Below are 4052 nucleotides of genomic sequence, written 5' to 3'. Positions count from 1 at the left end.
GGCGTGGCCCGTTCAGCCGCGCCCGCCGAAGACGCGTTTGGGGTGAAACGATCCCTGGTCGATCGAGCCGATGGCAACCAGACGCCCATGGCCCGTCGCATAGGCCTCGTCGCAGAAAGCCGGTGCATCGCGTCCGCGCAGGAGCACCGGGTTTCCGGACAGGACACGGCCCGCCTGGTCGTCGGTCAGCGCCACCTCGTAGAGGTCGCTGAGGGCCGTCGCGGCATCCAGCACGATCTCGTCGAGCGCGGTGAAATCGGTGATGCGGGGACGCGCGCCGGACTCGGCGGCCTCGGGCGTCAGTTCCTCCAGGCCTTCTTCGGCCGCATCCATCAACTCGTCCAGCGTGACCATGTCGTCCTCGTCGAACGAGCCGACCCGCACGCGGCGAAGCTCCGTGATGTGGCCGAAGCAGCCGAGGTCGCGGCCAAGATCGCGTGCGATGGCCCTGACATAGGTGCCTTTGCCGCACTCCGCCTCGAAGGTCGTGGTGGAAGCGTCGGGCATGTCGACGATCGCCAGCCGGTGCACCGTCACGGTGCGGGCGGCGATCTCCACCGTCTCGCCGGCGCGCGCCAGGTCGTAGGCGCGCTCGCCCTCGATCTTGATCGCCGAGAAGGCGGGCGGCACCTGTGAGATCTCGCCGGTGTAGTTCGGCAGCAAGGCCTCGATGTCGGCGCGCGCCGGACGGCGGTCGGACGCGTTGGTGACCGGCCCTTCAGTGTCGTCGGTCGTCGTCTCCGCGCCCCAGGACACGGTGAAGCGGTAGGTCTTCTGCCCGTCCATCACGAAGGGCACGGTCTTCGTGGCGTCGCCGAGCGCGATCGGCAGCATGCCGGACGCCAGCGGATCCAGCGTGCCGGCGTGTCCCGCCTTCTGCGCGAAATACAGCCACTTGATCTTGGACACGGCCTCGGTGGAGCCCATGCCCTTGGGCTTGTCGAAGATCACCCAGCCGGAGATCGGGCGCCCCTTCGGCTTCTTGCCGCGACGTGCCATCAGTTGCCTTCCTCGTCGTCTTCCGTCCCTTGCGTGTCGCGCAGGACCTCCGGCGAGCGCAGGAGCGCATCGATCCGGGCATAGTTGTCGAAACTGTCGTCCTGCCGGAAGCGAACCTCCGGCATGTACTTCATCTGCCTCAGCGCCGGCGTCAGCCGCCCGCGCAGGAACCGCGCATGGGCGTTCAGCGCACGGATGAACGGGTCGAGATCCGCCTGCCCGAACACCGTCACGTAGGCGGTGGCGAGCTTAAGGTCGGAACTCATGCGCACTTCGGTCACGCTGATCACGGCGTTTTCGAGGAGCGGGTCGATGATCTCGCGCCGCTGCAGGGTCTCCGTCAGCGCGTGCCGGACCTTCTCGCCGACCGAAAGCTGGCGCTGCGAGGGTCCCTTGGGATTGTTGGAATGCTTGGGCATGGGGGATGCTCCTGGCCGCGAGCCGCGTCTTCACCATGAGCGAACGCAACTGCAAAGCCCGGCGTTGCCGCCGGGCTTTCGTGTCGGGTCCGGTGGCGGGGCCGTCGGCCCCGTCGAGGATCAGAGCGTGCGGGCGATGTGCTCCACGCGGAAGTTCTCGATGATATCGCCCTGGCGGATATCCTCGTAGTTCTGGAAGGCCATGCCGCACTCCTGGCCGCCCGGCACTTCGGCGACTTCGTCCTTGAAGCGCTTGAGCGTCTTGAGCGTGCCTTCGTGGATGACCACGCCGTCGCGGATGAGGCGCACGCCCGCACCGCGCTCGACCTTGCCTTCCGTGACGCGGCAACCCGCGACCTTGCCGATCTTGGTGATGTGGAACACCTCCAGGATCTCGGCATTGCCGAGGAACGTCTCGCGCCGCTCGGGCGACAGGAGGCCCGACATCGCCTGCTTCACGTCATCCACGAGGTCGTAGATGATGTTGTAGTAGCGGATCTCGATCCCCTCGCGCTCGGCGAGCTGACGGGCCTGGGCATTGGCGCGAACGTTGAAGCCGATGATGGCGGCGTTCGAGGTCGCGGCGAGCTGGACGTCCGACTCCGTGATGGCACCGGCGCCCGAATGGACGATGCGGGCCTGCACCTCGTCGGTGCCGAGCTTGTCCAGCGCGGTGCCGATGGCCTCGACCGAACCCTGCACGTCGCCCTTGATGAGCAGCGGGAAGGTCTTGAGCCCCGACGACTGGAGCTGGGTCATCATCTGCTCGAGCGAGCCGCGCTGTCCGGCGGACTTGGCGACCGCCTTCTCGCGCGTCAGGCGCTGGCGATACTCGGTGATCTCGCGAGCCTGGGCCTCGTCCTTGACCACCGCGAAGCGATCGCCGGCGAGCGGCGTGCCCTGCATGCCGAGGATCTCGACCGGCATGGACGGGCCGGCCTCCTTCAGCTGCTTGCCCTGGTCGTTGACGAGCGCGCGCACGCGGCCCCACTGGTCGCCGGCGACGACGATGTCGCCGACGCGCAGCGTGCCGGCCTGGACGAGCGTCGTCGCGACCGGGCCGCGACCGCGGTCCAGCTGCGCCTCGATCACCACGCCCTCGGCCGTGCGCTCGGCATCCGCCTTCAGGTCGAGGATTTCGGCCTGCAGAAGGATGGCTTCCAGCAGCTTGTCGAGATTGGTCCCCGTCTTGGCCGAGACCTCGACGTCGAGCACCTCGCCGCCCATCGATTCCACGAACACCTCGTGCTGGAGGAGCTGCGTGCGAACCTTCTGGGCGTCGGCCGCCGGCTTGTCGATCTTGTTGATCGCCACGATGATCGGCACGCCGGCCGCCTTCGCGTGGCTGATCGACTCGATCGTCTGCGGCATGACCGAGTCGTCGGCCGCCACCACGAGGATCGCGATGTCGGTCGCCTGGGCGCCGCGGGCACGCATCGCCGTGAAGGCGGCGTGGCCCGGCGTGTCGATGAACGAGATCTTCTGCCCGTTCTGCTCGACCTGGTAGGCGCCGATATGCTGCGTGATGCCGCCGGCTTCGCCGGACACGACGCTCGTCTTGCGGATCGCGTCGAGGAGCGAGGTCTTGCCGTGATCGACATGGCCCATGATCGTGACGACCGGAGGCCGGGTGACCAGGTTCTCCGGGTTGCTCGCCACGTCGAAGATGCCGGTCTCGACGTCCGATTCCGCCACGCGGCGCACCGTGTGACCGAACTCGGAGGCGATGATCTCCGCGAGATCGGCGTCGATGACGTCGCCCGGCTTCATCATCTGGCCCTGCGCCATCAGGAACTTGATGACGTCGACGGCCCGCTCCGACATGCGGTTGGCGAGTTCCTGGATGGTGATGGTCTCGGGGATAATCACTTCGCGGGCAATCTTCTCGCGGACTTGGTTCTGCTGCGAGCGCTTGAACTTCTCCTGGCGCCGACGCATCGACGACAGGGAGCGTCCGCGCGCGTCGTCATCGGACAGCGCACGCTCGACGTTGACACGGCCGCCCGCGCCACGGCGGTCGTCCGGCGTGCGAGCGCGTGTCGGCTTGGCGGCGTCCGCCGCCGGGCCGCGTGCCGGGCCACGAGCGGCGCCGGGACGACGACGGTCGTCCTCGTCGTCGGCGCGCGTCTTCTTCGTCAGGTCCGTGCGGCCGGCAGGGCGCAGGCCGAGACCGTCGTCCACCGGAGGCGGGCCGGGAATGACGTTGACGTCGGCCTTGCCGCCACCGGTGCGGGCGACGGGCTTGTTGGCGGCGCGGCGAGCCGCGTCTTCCTCGGCCTTCCGGCGGGCGGCGGCCTCGAGCTCGAGACGCGCGGCCTCCTCCGCCTGACGGCGCTCGGACTCTTCGCGCTCGGCACGACGGCGATCGTCCTCGGCGACGCGGCGCGCTTCCTCGATCTGGAACAGGCGCCGATCCTCAGCCTCGCGCTGCTGGGCGAGGATGAGCGCGCGGCGGCGAGCGTCCATTTCCTTCGAGGAAAGGTCCGACAGCACGGCTCCGCGCGGCTGGCGCGCGCCGGGAGCGGCGGCCGCAGGAGCGGGACCGCGACGGTCGTCACGCCCGCCCGGCTGGCCGGGACGGCTCGGCTGGCCCGGCTGGCCCGGCTGGCCCGGCTGGCCGGGACGCTGCTGACC

3 protein-coding genes are annotated in these 4052 nt (G+C 69.1%); all 3 read right to left on the bottom strand.

Translation table 11 applies throughout. The annotated features are described in order from the left end of the window. Window positions 1-12: 12 nt before the first annotated feature. The gene (gene truB, locus AUL34_RS19110) at window positions 13-999 is read right to left on the bottom strand and encodes a tRNA pseudouridine(55) synthase TruB (protein WP_061937451.1); all 987 of its coding nucleotides are present in this window, start codon (window positions 997-999) and stop codon (window positions 13-15) included. Continuing rightward, window positions 999-1418, bottom strand: a complete 420-nt coding sequence (rbfA, locus tag AUL34_RS19105) for a 30S ribosome-binding factor RbfA (protein ID WP_061937448.1) — start codon at window positions 1416-1418, stop codon at window positions 999-1001. Before rbfA ends, truB begins: the two co-directional genes overlap by 1 nt. 120 nt (window positions 1419-1538) lie before the next feature. Then, window positions 1539-3884 carry a translation initiation factor IF-2 gene (gene infB / locus AUL34_RS19100; RefSeq protein WP_082653511.1) on the bottom strand — a complete coding sequence of 782 codons (2346 nt, stop codon included), beginning with the start codon at window positions 3882-3884 and terminating at the stop codon, window positions 1539-1541. Window positions 3885-4052 lie beyond the last annotated feature (168 nt).

Source organism: Aureimonas sp. AU22 (assembly GCF_001463745.1).
Lineage (GTDB): Bacteria > Pseudomonadota > Alphaproteobacteria > Rhizobiales > Rhizobiaceae > Aureimonas.
Note: the sequence above shows the minus strand (reverse complement) of the source record. Positions and strands in the feature narration are given on the sequence as shown.